Here is an 18,149-nt window from a genome sequence, read left to right on the forward strand (position 1 = left end):
TGAATGTTGCTCTAATATAAAACCATAATTTAAATTATCATGGCAGATTTATTAAAATTCGTTCAAGACGAATTCGTTGCTAAAAAAGATTTCCCAGATTTCGGAGCTGGAGACACAATCACTGTTTTCTACGAAATTAAAGAGGGTGAAAAAACAAGAACTCAGTTCTTTAAAGGAGTTGTGATTCAAAGAAGAGGTTCTGGTGTTACAGAAACTTTTACTATCCGTAAAATGTCTGGCTCTGTTGGTGTTGAGCGTATCTTCCCAGTAAACTTACCAGCTTTACAAAAAATCGAAGTTAACAAGAAAGGTGCTGTACGTAGAGCTAGAATTTTCTACTTCAGACAACTTACTGGTAAAAAAGCTAAGATTAAAGACAAAAGAAGATAATCATTTATCAAAATGTTATAAAAAACTCGTTTCATACTCTTTGAAACGAGTTTTTTTTATGTTCCATTTTCAACACTAACAAAACCGTAATTTTTTAATACCAAAATCATCGATTTAGCAATTTAACGAGCTCGAAATAACAATCTGTTAATTTCGTCTTTTCTCGGGAAAACTCAACCGTTTTCGTTGTGATTTTATTATATTTGCTCCGCTCATTTTGAGCCGAATATATCTTTTACATCGTTAACTCCTGACGATACGATTATAAAAAAAAAAGAAAATGACAAAATCAAAAATTTTTTACACCTTAACTGATGAGGCGCCTTTATTGGCAACTTACTCTCTTTTACCAATTGTTCAAGCTTTTACAGCAACAGCTGGAATTGAAATCGAAACCAGAGATATTTCGCTGGCAGGAAGAATTTTATCAAACTTCCCAGATTCTTTGACAGATGCTCAAAAAACTGGAGATGCATTGGCAGAACTTGGCCAATTAGCAACTCAGCCAGAAGCTAACATTATTAAATTACCAAATATCTCAGCATCTGTACCGCAATTAAAAGCGGCAATTGCTGAATTACAATCACACGGATACAATGTACCAAATTTCCCAGAAGATCCGCAAAACGATGCTGAAAAGGAAATTAAAGCAAAATATGCAAAAGTATTAGGCTCTGCTGTAAACCCAGTTTTACGTGAAGGAAACTCTGACCGTAGAGCTCCAAGAGCAGTTAAAAACTTTGCAAAAGCAAATCCACACTCAATGGGTGCTTGGTCTGCTGACTCAAAAACTAAGGTGGCTTCTATGTCAGGCGGTGACTTCTACGGAAGTGAAAAATCATTGACTGTAAACGAAGCTAATGATGTAAAAATCGAATTTGTTGCTAAAGACGGAACCACAACTGTTCTTAAAGCAAGTACTCCATTAAAATCTGGAGAAATCATTGACAGCTCTGTTTTAAGTGTAAACAAATTAAAAGCTTTTGCTGCTGACGTAATTGCTGAAGCTAAAGCTGCAGGAGTATTACTTTCTGTTCACTTAAAAGCTACCATGATGAAAGTTTCTGATCCAATCATCTTTGGCGCTATCGTTGAAGTATATTTTGCAGATGTTTTCAAAAAATACGCTTCTTTATTCGCTGAATTAAACATTGACACTAGAAATGGTTTAGGTGATATCTACGCTAAAATTGCTGGAAGACCAGAACAAGCAGAAGTTGAAGCCGCTATCGATCAAGCAATCGCAAACGGGCCAGCTTTGGCAATGGTTAATTCTGAAAAAGGAATTACAAACTTACACGTTCCTTCAGATGTAATCGTTGATGCTTCTATGCCAGCAATGATCCGTACTTCTGGACAAATGTGGAACAAAGAAGGAAAACAGCAAGATACATTTGCAGTTATTCCAGACAGATCTTATGCTGGTGTTTATACTGCAACTATCGATTTCTGTAAAAAACATGGTGCTTTTGATCCAAAAACTATGGGAAGTGTTCCTAACGTTGGATTAATGGCTCAAAAAGCTGAAGAATATGGTTCTCACGACAAAACTTTCCAAATTAAAGGTGATGGTGTTGTGCGTGTAGTTGACCAAAACGGAAATGTTTTAATGGAACAAAACGTTGAAACAAATGATATTTTCAGAATGTGTCAGGCAAAAGATGCGCCTATCCAAGACTGGGTTAAATTGGCTGTAAACAGAGCTCGTTTATCTAGTACTCCTGCTGTTTTCTGGTTAGACGAAAACAGAGCGCACGATAGAGAATTGATCGTAAAAGTTCAAAAATACCTTAAAGACTACGATACTACAAACTTAGATATCCGTATTTTAAACCCAGTTGCTGCTACTGAATTTACTTTAGATAGAATCATCAAAGGTTTAGATACAATTTCTGTAACTGGAAACGTATTACGTGACTATTTAACAGATTTATTTCCAATCTTAGAATTAGGAACTTCTGCAAAAATGCTTTCTATCGTTCCGTTAATGAACGGTGGTGGATTGTTCGAAACTGGTGCTGGAGGTTCTGCTCCTAAACACGTTGAGCAATTTACAGAAGAAGGATACCTACGTTGGGATTCTCTAGGAGAGTTCTTAGCTCTTGGTGCTTCATTAGAGCATTTAGGGCAAACTTTAGACAATTCTAAAGCAATTGTTTTATCTGAGACTTTAGACCAAGCTAATGATAAATTCTTAGCAAACGATAAATCTCCAGCTCGTAAAGTAGGTCAGATTGACAATAGAGGTTCTCACTTCTATTTAGCATTCTACTGGGCTCAGGCTTTGGCTACTCAAACTAAAGATGCTGAATTGAAAGCCATTTTTACTCCAATTGCTGCTGAATTTGAAGCTAACGAAGCTAAAATCGATGCTGAATTAATCGGTGCACAAGGTAAACCTCAAAACATTGGAGGTTACTACCAGCCAACTCCAGAATTGGTAAGCAAAGCAATGCGTCCTAGCGAAACTTTCAACGCTATTGTTGCTAAAATCAAATAATTCAGAATACATCTGTATTTGTAAATAAATAAAAGGACAACTCGAAAGGTTGTCCTTTTTTTATCTTAACTTATGTTTAACAAAAGTTCCGCGAGATTATTTAGTAAGAATTGTTAACTATGTAAATCAAAATCAATATAATGATTACAAAAAATACCTGCACATTTTTTCTTTTTATTTTAACGATTTTCACCTCATTTGCGCAGGAAAAATTCACTCTAAGCGGAACTATCAGCGATAGCAAAAACAACGAAACTTTAATTGGAGTAAATATCTTTATTCCTTCCTTAAAAATAGGAACTACTACAAATGAATACGGCTTTTATTCACTTTCTGCACCAAAAGGAGAATATGAAATTGAAATTAGTTATATTGGTTATCAAACCATTCAAAAACACATTTCCTTAAATCAGAATACAAAAACCAATTTCTCTATCAGCGAAGGAAATGGCGAAGAACTTCAAGAAGTTGTCATTACAGAAAACAAAGGCAAAATAAATGTCAAATCACCAGAAATGAGCGTAAATAAACTCTCCATTTCGACCATAAAAAAAATGCCGGTTGTTTTAGGAGAAGTTGATGTTTTGAAATCTATTTTATTGCTTCCAGGTGTTACCAATGCCGGCGAAGGTGCTTCAGGATTTAATGTTCGCGGAGGCGGTGCAGATCAAAACTTGATTCTTTTAGACGAAGCAACGATTTTTAATTCTTCTCATGTTTTCGGATTCTTTTCTGTTTTTAATCCTGACGCTATTAAAGATTTAAAACTATATAAAGGCGGAATTCCAGCACGTTACGGAGGAAGGGCTTCTTCGGTTTTAGAAATTTACCAGAAAGACGGAAGCAGTAAAGATTTTCATATGAATGGCGGTATTGGATTAATTTCAAGCCGTTTATTGGCTGAAGGTCCGATTGTAAAAGACAAAGGTTCTTTTCTGATTGGCGGACGAGCTTCTTATGCACATCTTTTTCTAAAGTTCTCTGAAGATGATAAAGATAATGCTGCCTATTTCTACGATTTAAATACCAAATTAAGCTATAAACTCAACGATAACAACAGTTTATATTTATCTGGATATTTTGGAAGAGACGTTTTCAGACTAAACAAAAGTTTTACCAATACTTACGGAAATTCGACTTTGAACCTGAGATGGAATCATTTGTATTCTAATAAATTATTCTCCAACCTTTCTTTAATCTACAGCGATTATTATTACGGATTAGATCTTGATTTTGCGGGATTCAATTGGGATTCTGGAATCAAAAATTACAACATAAAATACGATTTCAAACATTATCTTTCAGATAAACTGAAACTGAATTATGGCGTAAACGGAATTTACTATGATTTTAATCCTGGAACTATAAAACCCACTGGCGAAGATTCAGGCATAAATCCTGATCAATTGGATAAAAAATATGCTTTTGAACCTTCTGTTTACTTGGATGCAGAAAGTCAGCTTTCTAAAAAAATTACGATTGCCTACGGATTGCGTTATAGCTTATTTTACAGATTAGGCGCTTCGACTATTAATTATTACGAAAATAATCAAGCCGTAACTTTTAATACTGATATGCAGATTTACGAAAAAGGCACACCAACCTCAACGCAGTATTTCAGCAAAAACAAAGTCATTCAGAGTTATGATAATTTTGAACCTCGTTTTTCTCTTTCTTATCAATTAAATGAGGATCAATCTATAAAAGCGAGTTACAACAGAATGGCACAGTATCTTCAATTAATTTCTAACACCTCTTCTCCTACTCCGCTTGATGTCTGGATGCCGAGCGACAATTATATAAAACCTCAACTTGCAGATCAGGTAGCTCTGGGCTATTTTAGAAATTTTTCAAATGATGCCTATTCCTTAGAAGTAGAAACGTATTATAAAAAATTACAAAATAGATTAGATTATATAGATGGAGCCGATTTAATTGCCAATAATGCCATCGAACAGGTCATTTTAAACGGCCATATGCGCTCGTATGGTTTAGAACTTATGGTAAAGAAAAATAAAGGCCGATTTAATGGCTGGATTTCGTACACATTATCAAGATCTGAGCAGCAGACTCCCGGAAGAACGCAGGAAGAAACCGGAATCAACAATGGTAAATGGTACGCATCGGCCTACGATAAAACACACAATCTAGCAATTACATCTGCTTATAATTTAAACGAAAAGTGGTCATTTGGCGCTAACTTTATATTGCAGTCGGGACAGCCTGTAACATATCCGAATGGGCAATATGAATATTTAGGAATTGTAGTTCCGAATTATGGTTTACGAAATGAAAACCGTCTTCCATCTTACAATCATTTGGATATTTCTGCAACTTTAACGCCAAGAAAAAACAAAGACAAAAACTGGAAAGGCGAATGGGTTTTCAGCATCTATAATCTTTATAATCGAATGAATGCGGCATCAATCAACTTTAGGCAAAATGTTGATACAGGCGTAAATGAAGCGGTGCAATTATCCATTTTTGGAATTGTGCCAGCAGTAAGTTATAATTTCAAATTCTAAAAAATCTTTCAAAAACTAACGATATATTTATGAGAAAATTAGTTTTTTTTATCGTATTTTTTACATCGCTTTTCTTTACAAGCTGCGAAGACGTAGTCGATGTTAATTTAGACACCGCTCCTCCAAAACTGGTTATTGAAGCATCAATAAACTGGGAAAAAGGGGCAACGGGAAATGAGCAAATCATAAAGCTGACAACAACAACTGGCTACTTTGAAAATGTAATTCCAGTCGTTTCTGGCGCAATTGTTTATATAAAAAACAGTCATAACGAACAGTTTAATTTTATAGAAATCAAAAAAACTGGACAATACTCATGCATTAATTTCAAGCCTGTTATAGGCGAACAATATACACTAACAGTCATTAGCAGAGGAAGCAGGTACATTGCAAATGAAACTTTAAAATCGGTAGCGCCTATTACAAGAATTGAGCAAAAAAACGACGGCGGTTTTACAGGAAAAGACATTGAAATAAAAAGTTATTTTACAGATCCAGGCGACGAAGAAAATTATTACTTGTTTAAGTATGTTTATTCTAGTAAAGTGACTTCCAATTATTATGTTTCTGAAGATAAATTTTACCAAGGAAATGAAATTTATAGCGTAACCGACGATGAAGATTTGAAAGCTGGAGACGAAATTCTAGTAACACATTACGGAATTTCTAAACAATACTACAATTACATGAATATTCTAGTCAGCATTGCGGGAACAAATGTAGGGGGACCATTTCAGTCTCCTCCAGCAACCGTAAAAGGAAATATTGTTAATGTAACTAATAAAGATAATTATCCTCTTGGCTACTTTTCTTTAAGCGAAACCAGTACAAAAAAGTACAAAATCGAATAATCATGAAACCGATAATCAGAACCTTAAACGAAAAAAAACTCATTGGGCAGTTTTTAGAAATGTCTTTTATCGAGAATAAAACTTTTCAATTATGGAATGGTTTTATGCCAAATCGAAAAGAAATTAGAAATACAATTAATGCCAATTTATATTCTCTAGAAGTTTACAAAGAAAATCATTTTGACAATTTCGATCCTAATGACAGTTTCCAAAAATGGGCTGCTGTAGAAGTCTCAGATTATTCAACTATTCCAGAAGGGATGAAAACTTTAATTGTTCCTGATGGTCTTTATGCTGTTTTTCTTCATTTAGGCCCTGCTTCAGAAGGACATAAAACCTATCATTATATTTTTGCAGACTGGCTTCCCAATTCTGAATATACAGTAGACAACAGACCACATTTTGCTGTAATGAATGAAAAATACAAAAAAGATGATCCAAGCTCTGAAGAAGAAATCTGGATTCCGATAAAAAATAGAAATTAATTATGATACTAGAAACTTTAAAAACACTTTTCAATCGAGATTTAAACAAACTAAAAAGCGAAATCGAATCCTATCAAAATGAAAATTCAATTTGGGCGATTGATAAAAATATTTCCAATTCTGCTGGAAATCTCTGCCTTCATTTGATTGGAAATATAAATGCCTTTATTGGCGCTGAAATTGGAAAAACGGGATATGTGCGAAATCGCCCTTTAGAATTTTCTTTAAAAGATATTCCTAAATCAGAATTAATTCAGAAAATTGAAGACACAATTTCAGTTGTAAATAACGCACTAGACAGTTTAAAGGAAGATGATTTAGAAGCGATTTACCCGCAGATTGTTTTCGAAAAAGAAATGACAACTGGATTTTTCTTAATCCATCTTTCAACGCATTTGGCTTACCATTTAGGGCAAATCAATTATCACAGAAGACTGCTAGATTTTTAGTTTTTTTGCCACAGATTAAAAGAATTAAAATGATTAATCCCATTAATCTGTGAAATCTGTGGCAAAAAACCAGAAATCTAAAATTCTAAGCTGTACTTTTACACCACATTCAAAAAAACGCACATGTCATCACATCATATAGTCCGCGACGATCAGGAACCCGCTTTAATAATTGCAAATGGTGCTGCTTGCGATCCAGAATTATTAGGACAATTGTTAGAATGGTCTCCGTTAGTTATCGTTTTGGATTCAGCTATTGAAAGAGTGATTGAACTAGGCATAAAAGTTGACGTTTTACTGGGTGATTTTGACCGTGGTTTCGATCCAGAAATTTACAAATCACAATTCCCTATAGAAATTGTTCATACACCTGATCAAGACAAAACCGATTTGGAAAAAGCTTTTGATTATCTTATCGAAAGAAAAATTCCTGCTGTAAATGTCGTTTGGGCAACCGGAAAACGTGCCGATCATACAATAACAAACCTTACACAAATTGTTCGTTACCGAGATTTACTAAAAATTGTAATTCTTGATGATCATTCTAAAATATTCCTGCTGCCTACAAAATTCGAAAAATGGTATACCGCCAAAACACCAATTTCACTAATTCCGATTGGTGTTGTAAACGGAATTTCTTCAGCCAATTTAAAGTACGAATTAAACAACGATACGCTCACAATGGGTTACAGAACCGGAAGCAGCAATTCTGTCGAAAAAGATGGAATTGTAACCATAACGCATAGTAATGGCGATTTACTATTAATGGAGTGTTTTGATTAGAAGCAATTTCCTGCTGTCCGCTATATCTTTTGTGGTGAACCCCACCACAAAAGGATGTCACTTCCATCAGGGCTAGGGTACCCATTTTCAAAACAAGTCTTTCCTCAAAAAAGGAATACCTATCTTTGCCAATCGAAATCAATGAAAATGAAAGCAGAAAACAATTCACAAAAAGACAATTTACACCCAAGAAATCTTCATAGAAACCGATATGATTTCGAAAAACTGATTTCAAATTGTCCAGAATTAAAAGCTTTTGTTTCCATCAATAAACACGGAATCGAAACTATTGATTTTAGTAATCCACTTGCTGTAAAAACTTTAAACAAGGCTTTACTTCAAACCTATTACGATATTCAAAACTGGGATATTCCTAAAAATTATCTTTGTCCGCCAATTCCGGGGCGTGCCGATTACATTCATTACATAGCCGATTTATTGGCAGAAAGCAACAATAATCAAATTCCCAACACTTCTTATGTTTTAGGATTAGATATCGGAACAGGCTCAAATTTAATCTATCCAATATTAGGGAATTCGATTTATAATTGGAGTTTCGTGGGAACAGATATTGACAAAAAATCAATTAAAAATTGTGCGAAAATTATTGAAGCCAATCCAGAATTAATTGATTCAATCAGTTTGCAACAGCAGACAGAACCTCGATTTATTTTTAAAAATATTATCACACCTGAAGATCGTTTTACATTCACGATGTGTAATCCGCCATTTCATGCATCTGCCGAAGAAGCAAATAAAAGCACTTCTAGAAAAGTTTCTAATCTTAATCCGAAAGAAAAAACAAGCACAAATCCAATTCTAAACTTTGGCGGGCAAAATGCAGAATTATGGTGCAACGGCGGCGAAATCGGATTCATCACACAAATGATTTACGAAAGTGCTAAATATCCTTCTCAAGTTTTATGGTTTACAACTTTAGTTTCTAAAAAAGAAAATCTTACTTCGATTTATAAAACTTTAAAGAAAGTAAATGTTGCTTCGGTCAAAACAATTGAAATGTCGCAAGGGCAAAAAACAAGTCGTATTGTAGCTTGGAGTTTTTTTGAAAACACAAATTCTCAGAAACATTTCTTTTAACACTCTCATTTCCAATACCAAAATCTTGATTTTACAGTTTACTTTTGCTACATTTATTGTAAACTATTTAAAATCAAAATCATGGCAGAATACATTGGTTATCTCGCATCTGTATTTATTGTTGGAGGATTTTTGCTGAAAAATCTTCGAGCAATCCGTTTCATTAATATGTTTGGCTGTATCTGCTTTGTCATTTACGGCATCTTCTTAAACGATTACAGAGATTTCAATCAATGGCTTTGGCCAGTAATTATTCCGAATGCTATTTTAGCATTTGTTCAGATTTATTATCTGACTTCCAAAAACGACAAATCTTAAAATTATGATATTTTAAAATAAAATTCTGATACACTTTTCGCCCACTCTACTCGTAACTTTAAGCTGAAAATTGAATTTTATTGCCATGTTAAAACTATATTCCCGATTAATCATTGTACTTTTTTTAGTGACAAGTTGCGCTTCAAAAAAAACAAAATTTGAAGATTACGTTTTTAAAACCAAAAGCGAAGAAGTAAATTATCAAACCGCTTATGACAAAGCTTTGAAACTTTGGAATATTCCGTATACTGAAGAAGATGTAAAAACAAGTTTCGGAACAGCACACGTTATAATGGCTGGACCAAAAAATGGAAAAGCTCTGGTTTTGCTTCACGGAATGGACGCCAGTTCTACTATGTGGTATCCTAACATTCAAGCTTTCGCTAAAAATCATCGTATTTACGCCATCGATTTTATAATGGAACCCAACAAGTCCAACTTAACTACAAAATCGCTTTCATCAGATGATATTGTTGTTTTTTACAATGAAGTTTTCACTTACTATAAATTAAAGAAATTTGATATTATTGGCGCTTCACGAGGCGGTTGGATAACAACTTTACTAGCTACTCAAAAACCAAATTCAATTGATAAAATTGTTTTGTTAAGTCCCGCGCAAACTTTCAAATTTCTGGATAAACCCAGAAAAACGACTTCAGCATTAATGCTTAAACTTTTTCCAAGTGAAAAGAAATTCAGCAAAACCTTAAACACTTTTTCAACTCATCCAGAAAATATAAGCCGCATTTACAAAAGACAATTTTATTTGGCCAATAAATATGCAAAATCAAATTCCAGCATGCTTAAAATGATGCCCTTTTCAGACAAAGAATTAGAATCGATTCAAAATCCTGTTTTAGTTTTAATTGGTGATAAAGACGTCATTAATTCGGAAGAAAGTCTAGAACGGGCGCAAAAACATCTAAAAAACAGTAAAACCAAAGTTATACAAGATGCTGGGCATTTTCTAACTATCGATCAGCCGAAAATTGTAAATGATGCGGTAATTGATTTTTTAGATTAAGAGTTTTTTTTCACAAAAATGCGCTTTGCATTTACATTGGTTCCATAAACAAAATAGTGCAAATTAGTACAATTCGGAACAGACTTTAAACTACTTACTTATACAAACTTCGTATCTTTACAAAACCAAATTTTCAGTATACGCAAATGAAATTTCAAGTTTCCTCAGAATATAGTCCAAAAGGAGATCAGCCTCAAGCCATACAAAAATTGGCGCAGGGAGTGGTTGACGGAGATAAATATCAAACTTTATTGGGAGTTACAGGCTCGGGAAAAACTTTTACCGTTGCCAATGTAATTCAAGAAGTGCAAAGGCCGACTTTAGTTCTGGCGCACAATAAAACTTTGGCTGCGCAATTGTATTCAGAATTCAAACAGTTTTTTCCAAATAATGCGGTTGAGTATTTCGTTTCGTATTACGACTATTATCAGCCAGAGGCTTTTATGCCTGTTACTGGAGTTTTCATCGAAAAAGATTTATCTATCAATGAAGAACTAGAAAAAATGCGTTTAAGCACCACTTCTTCTCTACTTTCAGGAAGACGTGACGTTTTGGTTGTAGCATCAGTTTCTTGTCTTTATGGTATTGGAAATCCTGTCGAATTTCAGAAAAATGTAATTGAAATTAAAAGAGACCAAGTTATTTCGAGAACTAAATTATTGCATAGTTTAGTTCAAAGTTTATACGCCAGAACAGAAGCCGATTTTAACCCAGGAACTTTTAGAATTAAAGGAGACACGGTTGAAGTCTATCCGAGTTATGCAGACGATGCGTATAGAATTCACTTTTTTGGAGATGAAATCGAAGAAATTGAATCATTTGATGCTAAAACTTCTCATGTCATAGAAAAATTTCAACGATTAACTATTTATCCAGCCAATATGTTTGTGACTTCTCCAGAAGTTTTACAAGGCGCAATTTGGCAGATTCAGCAGGATTTGGTAAAGCAGGTTGATTATTTTAAAGAAATTGGAAAACATCTCGAAGCCAAACGTCTGGAAGAAAGAACCAATTTTGATTTAGAAATGATCCGCGAATTGGGTTATTGTTCTGGAATTGAAAATTACTCACGCTACCTTGACGGGCGTGAAGCGGGAACCAGACCTTTCTGTCTATTGGATTATTTTCCAAGTGATTATTTAATGGTTGTCGACGAAAGTCACGTAACCGTTTCGCAAGTTCATGCTATGTATGGAGGCGACCGAAGCCGAAAAGAAAACCTTGTGGAATATGGTTTCCGTTTGCCAGCTGCTATGGACAACCGTCCGTTGAAATTCGAAGAGTTCGAAGCCTTGCAAAATCAGGTAATTTACGTTTCAGCAACTCCTGCTGATTACGAACTGCAAAAATCAGATGGTATTTATGTTGAACAAATCATTCGCCCAACCGGATTATTAGATCCTGAAATCGAAGTTCGTCCAAGTTTAAATCAGATTGATGATTTGATTGAGGAAATTCAAGTTCGATGTGAATTGGATGAAAGAGTTTTGGTTACCACTTTAACTAAAAGAATGGCCGAAGAATTGGCCAAATATTTAACCAAAGTAAGCATCAGATGCCGTTATATTCATTCTGAAGTGGACACTTTAGAACGTATCGAAATCATGCAAGATTTACGAAAAGGTCTTTTTGATGTTTTAATTGGAGTAAACTTGCTTCGTGAAGGTTTAGATTTACCAGAAGTTTCGCTTGTTGCCATTTTAGATGCAGATAAAGAAGGTTTCTTGAGAAATCACAGATCTTTGACGCAGACTATTGGTCGCGCGGCGAGAAACTTAAATGGTAAAGCCATTATGTATGCTGATAAAATTACAGCAAGTATGCAGCGAACAATTGACGAAACCAATTATAGAAGAACCAAACAGATTAATTTCAACGTAGAAAACAATATCGTTCCTCAAGCATTAAACAAAAAAATCGAAAGCGCGTTTACTAAAAATCCGTTGGTTGAATATGAATTAGGACATCCGATTCCTGTTGCGGCTGAGCCTGAAACGGCTTATTTGTCTAAAACAGAATTGGAGAAAATGATTCGCGAAAAGCGTAAAACGATGGAAAAAGCAGCCAAAGAATTAGACTTTTTGCAAGCTGCCAAACTTCGTGACGAAATTAAAAAACTACAGGAACAGCTAGCTTAATTATGCTGTTCCTTAAAAATTTCTAACAAAACTATTGGATTAACTACTGTATTCGGAGATTTTTTCATCATTTCTAAAACGCGTTTTACCGCAGAAAGATTCAATCCCATTTGCAAAGCAATTTGCTGAATGGTTTCGAATTCTCTTTCGTGCAAAACACCATCGCAATGCATTAGCAAAGCCAATCTATAAAACTGATTGATACGCTGAATCTCAGATGGTATTGGCAATGATTTTGTTTCCTGATGAAATAAATCCTGAAATTCTTCTTCGCTAATACTTAATTCCAAAGCTACAAGCCTTAAAAATTCAAGCTCACGTTTATGCAAATACCCGTCTACAGTGGCGAGGGTAATCATTTCTAAAAGTAAACTTCTTTTTTCTGCTTCTGTATTCATCAATTTCTTATTTTTAGCTAAAATATTGCTTTAAAATAAAAATACAAAATACCGATAATGAAGAGGATTTTCTTGCTGGTTTTACTTCTATTTACTCTTATCGGCAAGGCGCAAAGCACTGCTTCAAAAAATGTATCAACCTTTACGATTGAAGCACCTCAACTGAATACTTCAAAAAAAATCTGGATTTATCTTCCAGAAGATTATTCTAAAAACATTAAAAAGAAATACAGCGTTATTTACATGCATGACGCTCAAAATCTTTTCGATGCTAAAACCTCTTATTCTGGCGAATGGAATGTTGATGAAAAACTTGACAGCTTAAAAGCTCAAGTAATCGTTGTGGGAATTGAACACGGAAATGAAAAGCGTATTGATGAACTGACTCCTTTTAAAAATGAAAAATATGGTGGCGGAAATGCAGATAATTATTTAGAATTTATCGTAAAAACATTAAAACCACATATCGATAAAAATTACAGAACCAAGACAAAAGCTAAAAATACCATTATTTTTGGAAGTTCTCTTGGCGGATTGGTTTCGTATTACGGCGCTTTAAAATATCCAGAAGTTTTCGGAAAAGCAGGCGTTTTTTCTCCTTCATTCTGGTTTTCTCCTGAGATTCATTCTTTTACAGAAAAACAATCTAAAATCAAAACTAAAATCTATTTTCTTTGTGGCGACAAAGAAAGTGACGATATGGTAAAAGATTTGACTAAAATGAAACGTTTATTAGATACCAAACGTTGTTATTGCCTTCATCTTGACAAGAGTAAAATTGTAAAAAATGGAGAACACAACGAAAAACTTTGGCGTGATCATTTCGCTGAAGCAATACTTTGGCTGGGCTATTAATTGAAAAAATAAAAACATCGCATACCAATGAAACTAATTTTAAGAGAATACAATCTCAAGCTAAAACACACTTTTACTATTTCAAGAGAATCAATTGATTTTCAGCCTTCACTAATTGTAGAATTGCAAAGTGATGGTTTTTCTGGTTTTGGAGAAGCCACTTCAAATCCGTATTACAACACAACTGTGCCAATGATGATGCAGGACTTGGAAAAAATCAGAAACATTATTGAGAATACTGAAAATGAAACACCAGAAGTATTTTGGGCAAAAATTCATCCGTATTTAAAAAACGATATGTTTGCTTTGTGCGCGCTAGATTTGGCTTATAACGACTTGTATGCTCGCAAAAAAGGCAAGAAACTTTATGAATTATGGAACTACACTACCGAAAGAAATCCTATGACGGATTACACTATCGGAATTGCTTCTATTGACAAAATGGTTGCTAAAATGCAAGAACTTCCGTGGCCTATTTACAAAATTAAATTAGGAACCAAAGAGGATATTGAAATTGTAAAAGCGCTTCGTAAACACACTAATGCCGTTTTTAGAATTGATGCCAACTGCGGATGGACGGTTGAAGAAACCATCAACAATGCAGTCGAATTAAAAAAATTGGGTGTAGAATTCTTAGAACAGCCAATGAAAGCTGATAATTGGGAAGGACATAGAGAAGTTTTCAAACATTCTGTTCTTCCTGTAATTGCAGACGAAAGTTGCATTATTGAAGAAGATGTGGCAAAATGCCACAATCATTTTCACGGCGTGAATGTAAAACTGGTAAAATGTGGAGGTTTAACTCCGGGAAAACGCATGATAGAAGAAGCTAAAAAACTAGGTTTAAGAACTATGGTCGGTTGTATGACAGAATCTACTGTTGGAATTTCTGCCATTGCGCATTTGCTTCCTCAATTGGATTATGTAGATATGGACGGCGCGCTTCTTTTAGCAGAAGATATTGCAACAGGCGTTACTATAAAAGACGGCGTTGTAAGTTATTCTGATTTGAACGGAACTGGAGTTACATTGCTATAAAATGAAAATCAAAAAATTTCCAGATCGAGTTATTGAAATTGACCAAGAACAGTATTTGTATTTTGGAGGAACTGCGTATTTGGGACTTCCGACTAATGCGAAATTTCAGGAATTAGTAATTCAAAATATCTTGAATTGGGGAACCACATACGGAAGCTCTAGAACCGCCAATATTCAGTTAACGGCTTATGATGCAGGCGAAAGCTTTTTAGCCTCTCATATTGGCTCAGAAAAAGCTGTAACAGTTTCTTCGGGAATGCTGGCTGGAAAATTGGTCATTGATTTAATAAAAAAACAAACCGATTGCTTTTTTCATTTAAATGATACGCATAATGCTATCCAAACTGAAAATAGTGTCTCAATATTCTTAAACGGAGATTTGAATGGCCGTTTATTAGATTCAAAATCTGAAAAAATAACGATTTTAACTGACGGTGTTCCTTCTTTTGAAACAAAACCAGCCGATTTATCATTTTTAGAAAAAATATCAAAAAGCAAAGAAATCACTTTAGTAGTTGACGAATCGCATTCGCTAGGAATTACAGGCAAAAATGGTTCTGGAATTTATGCTTCAATTGAATTTCCAATTAAAAGAAAAATCATGGTTTCGTCTCTAGGAAAAGCTTTTGGATTAACTGGCGGCGTAATTGCTTCAGATTCTGAATTTATAAATCAAATCAAAGAATTAGAAACTTTTACAAGCGCGGCAGGAATGAACCCTGCTTTTGTACAGACACTTTCTGATGCTAAAGAAATTTATAAAATACAGCATCAAAAACTGAAAGACAATTTAAGCTATATTGATCCGATTTTGATCAAAAACAACAATGTCTTATTTGATAAAAACTATCCTTTAATTTATCTTTTATCGAATGAATTAGTTGAAAAACTAAAACAAGAAAAAATTATTATCGCGAGTTTTAAGTATACAAAAGATGCAGAACCTTTAAATCGCATAGTCATTACAGCAAATCATATTAAAGAAGATTTGGATAAACTTGTAAACGTTTTAAATGATTTTAATTCTCGTTTTTAATCATTTTAAAAAACTACCTTTGCAAAAAGTAAATAATGAGTTTTAGGTTCTCGTAAAGATTTGAAAAACTTGAAACTTTAAACATGAAACAAAAATTATGACAAATAACGATATACTTAAAAAACTTCGCGTAGCTCTGATGCTCCGTGATGACCAAATAGTTGAAATTTTAGATTTAGTAGATTTTAGAATTTCGAAATCAGAATTGGGCGCTTTTTTTAGAGCAGAAGATCATCCTAATTATATGGAATGTGGCGATCAGGTTTTACGCAACTTCTTAAACGGATTGGTGATTCATTTAAGAGGAACCAAAGAAAACCCTAAAAGCCCAAACGAGGTTTTAGCCAAACATAAAGCTCAAATTCCTAAAAGAGAAACTTCTAAGGAAAGACCAGAATTTAAAGCCATTCCAAAAGATTCTGAAAAATACAGAGGTGATAAAAGTCCGTCAAAATCAGGTTCAGCAACCGGAAAGCCTAAAAAGAAATCATTCCCAAAAGGAAATGGAAAACCGGTTGTTGTAGAAAAAGTGGTTTTTAAAAACGGTAATAAGAAAAAGTCTTAAAGATTTACCGCAAAGAATGCAGACATTATCTAAAAGCTCGCAAAGTTTCATGAATAAAACTTTGCGAGCTTTGTGTTTAAAAAAAAATCAATTATAATTTTCAAATATAGCCCGTGGTTTCAACCACGGGGAAGCTCAGTAATTTTCAGATTTGATATGCGGATTGTGACATACATTGTGTACCCGTGGTTGAAACCACGGGCTATATTTAAATAAAAATCGAAAAAATTATTGTTTAAGCTTAGCGAACTTTGCGTTTATATTCACAATCCTCGTAAAAAAGCTTGCGTTCTTTGCTGTTAAATCACAAAAAAAAATCCACTCCTTTCGGAATGGATTTCTATATAAATTGATTTCCTATTTTAATTAAGAAAGAGCAGCTTTAACTTGGTCAGCAGCTTCTTGGAATTGAACTGCAGATAAGATTGGCATACCAGAGTTGTCAATTAATTCTTTTGCAATTTCAGCATTTGTTCCTTGCAAACGAACGATAATTGGCACATTGATAGCGTCACCCATGTTTTTGTAAGCGTCAACAACACCTTGAGCAACACGGTCACAACGAACGATACCTCCAAAGATGTTAATCAAAATAGCTTTTACGTTTGGATCTTTCAAGATAATTCTGAAAGCTGTTTCAACACGTTTCGCATCAGCAGTTCCTCCTACGTCAAGGAAGTTAGCAGGCTCAAAACCAGCGTATTTAATTAAATCCATAGTTGCCATTGCAAGACCAGCTCCGTTTACCATACATCCTACAGTACCATCAAGGTCAACATAGTTAAGACCAACTTCTTTAGCCTCAACTTCGATTGGATTCTCCTCACGGATATCTCTCATTTCAGCATATTTAGGTTGTCTGTATAAAGCGTTATCGTCGATATTAACTTTAGCGTCAACAGCTAAGATTTTGTTATCAGAAGTTTTAAGAACTGGGTTGATTTCGAACATAGATGCATCAGAACCAATGTAAGCATTGTAAAGTGCGTCGATGAATTTAACCATTTCTTTGAAAGCATTTCCAGAAAGACCTAAATTGAAAGCAATTCTTCTAGCTTGGAAACCTTGTAATCCTACAGAAGGATCGATTTCTTCAGTAAAGATTAAGTGTGGAGTGTGCTCGGCAACTTCTTCGATATCCATTCCACCTTCAGTAGAATACATAATCATGTTGCGTCCAGTACCTCTATTCAATAAAACAGAAACATAAAATTCAGAAGTTTCGCTTTCACCTGGATAGTAAACATCTTCTGCAACTAATACCTTATTTACTTTTTTACCTTCAGGCGGAGTCTGAGGTGTAATCAACTGCATTCCGATGATTTGTTCTGCTAACTCTTCAACTTGTTGTAAGTTTTTAGCCAGCTTAACTCCACCACCTTTTCCACGACCACCTGCGTGAATTTGTGCTTTTATTACATGCCATCCTGTACCAGTTTCGGCAGTTAATTGTTTTGCAGCAGCTACAGCTTCAACCGCATTGTTAGCCACAATTCCGCGTTGTACGCGTACTCCGTAACTCGCTAAAATTTCTTTTCCTTGATATTCGTGTATGTTCATAATATAGAATTTGTCTGGTTCTGAATTTATTTCAGAATAAAAGTGCGACAAAAGTAACAAAATACAACTTAATAGTAAAATCTTTTTCAATTAAATAAATGTTATATATAGGTATTCGGCGTTGATAATTTTTCAA

At 34.4% G+C, this 18,149-nt stretch carries 17 protein-coding genes; 15 read left to right on the top strand and 2 right to left on the bottom strand.

Features of this window, described 5'->3' with window-relative positions; all coding sequences use genetic code 11:
- Positions 1-39 precede the first annotated feature (39 nt).
- From rplS to uvrB, 11 genes are all read left to right on the top strand, one after another.
- Positions 40-390, top strand: coding sequence for a 50S ribosomal protein L19 (gene rplS / locus DMB71_RS08790; protein ID WP_008462155.1), 351 nt, complete (start codon positions 40-42; stop codon positions 388-390).
- A gap of 280 nt (positions 391-670) precedes the next feature.
- A complete protein-coding gene (locus DMB71_RS08795) occupies positions 671-2,890 on the top strand; it encodes an NADP-dependent isocitrate dehydrogenase (protein WP_111365361.1) in 2,220 nt (739 codons plus the stop codon).
- A gap of 140 nt (positions 2,891-3,030) precedes the next feature.
- Positions 3,031-5,415 (top strand): TonB-dependent receptor, encoded by a 2,385-nt coding sequence (locus DMB71_RS08800; protein WP_111365362.1) that lies wholly within the window; start codon positions 3,031-3,033, stop codon positions 5,413-5,415.
- A 29-nt stretch (positions 5,416-5,444) separates the two neighbouring features.
- The gene (locus tag DMB71_RS08805; RefSeq protein WP_111365364.1) at positions 5,445-6,266 is read left to right on the top strand and encodes a DUF4249 domain-containing protein; all 822 of its coding nucleotides are present in this window, start codon (positions 5,445-5,447) and stop codon (positions 6,264-6,266) included.
- Between the two features lie 2 nt (positions 6,267-6,268).
- Positions 6,269-6,751, top strand: a complete 483-nt coding sequence (locus tag DMB71_RS08810) for a GyrI-like domain-containing protein (RefSeq protein WP_111365366.1) — start codon at positions 6,269-6,271, stop codon at positions 6,749-6,751.
- Positions 6,752-6,753: 2 nt separating this feature from the next.
- Positions 6,754-7,200 (top strand): DinB family protein, encoded by a 447-nt coding sequence (locus tag DMB71_RS08815; protein WP_111365368.1) that lies wholly within the window; start codon positions 6,754-6,756, stop codon positions 7,198-7,200.
- A gap of 123 nt (positions 7,201-7,323) precedes the next feature.
- On the top strand, positions 7,324-7,983 hold the full coding sequence (locus DMB71_RS08820) for a thiamine diphosphokinase (protein ID WP_111365369.1): 660 nt from the start codon (positions 7,324-7,326) through the stop codon (positions 7,981-7,983).
- Between the two features lie 147 nt (positions 7,984-8,130).
- Entirely contained in the window at positions 8,131-9,081 is a 951-nt protein-coding gene (gene rlmF, locus DMB71_RS08825) for a 23S rRNA (adenine(1618)-N(6))-methyltransferase RlmF (RefSeq protein WP_204251776.1), read from the top strand.
- A gap of 81 nt (positions 9,082-9,162) precedes the next feature.
- Positions 9,163-9,399: a uroporphyrinogen decarboxylase gene (locus tag DMB71_RS08830; protein WP_111365373.1), complete on the top strand. Its 237-nt coding sequence runs from the start codon at positions 9,163-9,165 to the stop codon at positions 9,397-9,399.
- A gap of 85 nt (positions 9,400-9,484) precedes the next feature.
- Complete coding sequence (locus DMB71_RS08835; protein WP_111365481.1) at positions 9,485-10,423, top strand: alpha/beta fold hydrolase; 939 nt, start codon at positions 9,485-9,487, stop codon at positions 10,421-10,423.
- Between the two features lie 146 nt (positions 10,424-10,569).
- A complete protein-coding gene (gene uvrB, locus DMB71_RS08840; RefSeq protein WP_111365375.1) occupies positions 10,570-12,561 on the top strand; it encodes an excinuclease ABC subunit UvrB in 1,992 nt (663 codons plus the stop codon).
- Here the strand turns inward: uvrB and DMB71_RS08845 are convergent.
- Complete coding sequence (locus DMB71_RS08845; protein WP_111365377.1) at positions 12,558-12,959, bottom strand: TerB family tellurite resistance protein; 402 nt, start codon at positions 12,957-12,959, stop codon at positions 12,558-12,560. The two genes, uvrB and DMB71_RS08845, sit on opposite strands and share 4 nt — an antisense overlap.
- A 57-nt stretch (positions 12,960-13,016) precedes the next feature.
- Between DMB71_RS08845 and DMB71_RS08850 the strand changes: the two genes are divergently transcribed.
- From DMB71_RS08850 to DMB71_RS08865, 4 genes are all read left to right on the top strand, one after another.
- Positions 13,017-13,814, top strand: coding sequence for an alpha/beta hydrolase (locus DMB71_RS08850; protein ID WP_111365379.1), 798 nt, complete (start codon positions 13,017-13,019; stop codon positions 13,812-13,814).
- 27 nt (positions 13,815-13,841) lie between these two features.
- The gene (locus DMB71_RS08855; protein ID WP_111365381.1) at positions 13,842-14,852 is read left to right on the top strand and encodes a dipeptide epimerase; all 1,011 of its coding nucleotides are present in this window, start codon (positions 13,842-13,844) and stop codon (positions 14,850-14,852) included.
- Position 14,853: 1 nt separating this feature from the next.
- A complete protein-coding gene (locus DMB71_RS08860; RefSeq protein ID WP_111365383.1) occupies positions 14,854-15,888 on the top strand; it encodes an aminotransferase class I/II-fold pyridoxal phosphate-dependent enzyme in 1,035 nt (344 codons plus the stop codon).
- Positions 15,889-15,985: 97 nt separating this feature from the next.
- Complete coding sequence (locus DMB71_RS08865) at positions 15,986-16,453, top strand: DUF1456 family protein (RefSeq protein WP_111365385.1); 468 nt, start codon at positions 15,986-15,988, stop codon at positions 16,451-16,453.
- A 366-nt stretch (positions 16,454-16,819) separates the two neighbouring features.
- On the opposite strand, the gene sucC is transcribed toward DMB71_RS08865, so the two are convergent.
- Positions 16,820-18,013, bottom strand: coding sequence for an ADP-forming succinate--CoA ligase subunit beta (gene sucC / locus DMB71_RS08870; RefSeq protein ID WP_091131042.1), 1,194 nt, complete (start codon positions 18,011-18,013; stop codon positions 16,820-16,822).
- Between the last annotated feature and the right edge of the window lie 136 nt (positions 18,014-18,149).

It is taken from the genome of Flavobacterium tistrianum (assembly GCF_003254545.1).
GTDB lineage: Bacteria > Bacteroidota > Bacteroidia > Flavobacteriales > Flavobacteriaceae > Flavobacterium > Flavobacterium tistrianum.

Coding starts and splice junctions, on each gene's coding strand:
- DMB71_RS08810 (WP_111365366.1), top strand. CDS start 6,269: ATGAAACCGATAATCAGAACCTTAAACGAAAAAAAACTCATTGGGCAG.
- DMB71_RS08855 (WP_111365381.1), top strand. CDS start 13,842: ATGAAACTAATTTTAAGAGAATACAATCTCAAGCTAAAACACACTTTT.
- rlmF (WP_204251776.1), top strand. CDS start 8,131: ATGAAAGCAGAAAACAATTCACAAAAAGACAATTTACACCCAAGAAAT.
- DMB71_RS08835 (WP_111365481.1), top strand. CDS start 9,485: ATGTTAAAACTATATTCCCGATTAATCATTGTACTTTTTTTAGTGACA.
- DMB71_RS08815 (WP_111365368.1), top strand. CDS start 6,754: ATGATACTAGAAACTTTAAAAACACTTTTCAATCGAGATTTAAACAAA.
- DMB71_RS08865 (WP_111365385.1), top strand. CDS start 15,986: ATGACAAATAACGATATACTTAAAAAACTTCGCGTAGCTCTGATGCTC.
- DMB71_RS08795 (WP_111365361.1), top strand. CDS start 671: ATGACAAAATCAAAAATTTTTTACACCTTAACTGATGAGGCGCCTTTA.
- uvrB (WP_111365375.1), top strand. CDS start 10,570: ATGAAATTTCAAGTTTCCTCAGAATATAGTCCAAAAGGAGATCAGCCT.
- rplS (WP_008462155.1), top strand. CDS start 40: ATGGCAGATTTATTAAAATTCGTTCAAGACGAATTCGTTGCTAAAAAA.
- sucC (WP_091131042.1), bottom strand. CDS start 18,013: ATGAACATACACGAATATCAAGGAAAAGAAATTTTAGCGAGTTACGGA.
- DMB71_RS08845 (WP_111365377.1), bottom strand. CDS start 12,959: ATGAATACAGAAGCAGAAAAAAGAAGTTTACTTTTAGAAATGATTACC.
- DMB71_RS08800 (WP_111365362.1), top strand. CDS start 3,031: ATGATTACAAAAAATACCTGCACATTTTTTCTTTTTATTTTAACGATT.
- DMB71_RS08805 (WP_111365364.1), top strand. CDS start 5,445: ATGAGAAAATTAGTTTTTTTTATCGTATTTTTTACATCGCTTTTCTTT.
- DMB71_RS08820 (WP_111365369.1), top strand. CDS start 7,324: ATGTCATCACATCATATAGTCCGCGACGATCAGGAACCCGCTTTAATA.
- DMB71_RS08830 (WP_111365373.1), top strand. CDS start 9,163: ATGGCAGAATACATTGGTTATCTCGCATCTGTATTTATTGTTGGAGGA.
- DMB71_RS08850 (WP_111365379.1), top strand. CDS start 13,017: ATGAAGAGGATTTTCTTGCTGGTTTTACTTCTATTTACTCTTATCGGC.
- DMB71_RS08860 (WP_111365383.1), top strand. CDS start 14,854: ATGAAAATCAAAAAATTTCCAGATCGAGTTATTGAAATTGACCAAGAA.